The sequence below is a fragment of the Streptomyces cucumeris genome (assembly GCF_024295805.1).
In the GTDB taxonomy this organism is placed as follows: Bacteria; Actinomycetota; Actinomycetes; order Streptomycetales; family Streptomycetaceae; genus Streptomyces; species Streptomyces cucumeris.
The window spans coordinates 1-949 of sequence record NZ_JANCLX010000093.1 but is presented as its reverse complement, the minus strand read 5'-3'; the positions used below and the strand labels follow the sequence as shown (position 1 = coordinate 949).

At 67.8% G+C, this 949-nt stretch carries 1 protein-coding gene; it reads left to right on the top strand.

The window, feature by feature from the left end; translation table 11 throughout:
• Positions 1-949: DNA-directed RNA polymerase subunit alpha (locus NMK44_RS41875; RefSeq protein ID WP_254753397.1), on the top strand; the 949-nt coding region annotated here is incomplete at both ends.

Here is a 949-nt window from a genome sequence, read left to right as displayed (position 1 = left end):
TGACCGAAGAGGTCGTCGACGAGTTCCGCTCCCGGTTCGTGATCGAGCCGCTGGAGCCGGGCTTCGGCTACACCCTCGGAAACTCCCTGCGTCGTACGCTCCTCTCCTCGATCCCCGGTGCGGCGGTCACGTCCATCCGGATCGACGGGGTCCTGCACGAGTTCACCACCGTGCCGGGCGTCAAGGAGGACATCACCGACCTCATCCTCAACATCAAGCAGCTCGTCGTCTCCTCGGAGCACGACGAGCCGGTTGTGATGTACCTGCGCAAGCAGGGCCCCGGCCTGGTCACCGCCGCGGACATCGCCCCGCCGGCCGGTGTCGAGGTGCACAACCCGGACCTGGTCCTGGCCACGCTGAACGGCAAGGGCAAGCTGGAGATGGAGCTGACCGTCGAGCGCGGTCGCGGCTATGTCTCCGCCGTCCAGAACAAGCAGGTCGGCCAGGAGATCGGCCGGATCCCGGTCGACTCGATCTACTCGCCGGTCCTCAAGGTCACCTACAAGGTCGAGGCGACCCGAGTCGAGCAGCGCACCGACTTCGACAAGCTGATCGTCGACGTCGAGACCAAGCAGGCCATGCGCCCGCGCGATGCCATGGCGTCGGCCGGTAAGACCCTGGTCGAGCTGTTCGGCCTGGCCCGCGAGCTGAACGTGGACGCCGAGGGCATCGACATGGGCCCGTCCCCGACGGACGCCGCCCTGGCCGCCGACATGGCGCTGCCGATCGAGGAGCTCGAGCTCACGGTCCGCTCGTACAACTGCCTCAAGCGTGAGGGCGTCCACTCGGTGGGTGAGCTCCTGTCCCGTTCCGAGGCGGACCTGCTGGACATCCGCAACTTCGGTGCCAAGTCGATCGACGAGGTCAAGGCGAAGCTGGCCGGTATGGGCCTGGCGCTCAAGGACAGCCCGCCCGGATTCGACCCGACCGCCGCCGCGGACGCCTTCGG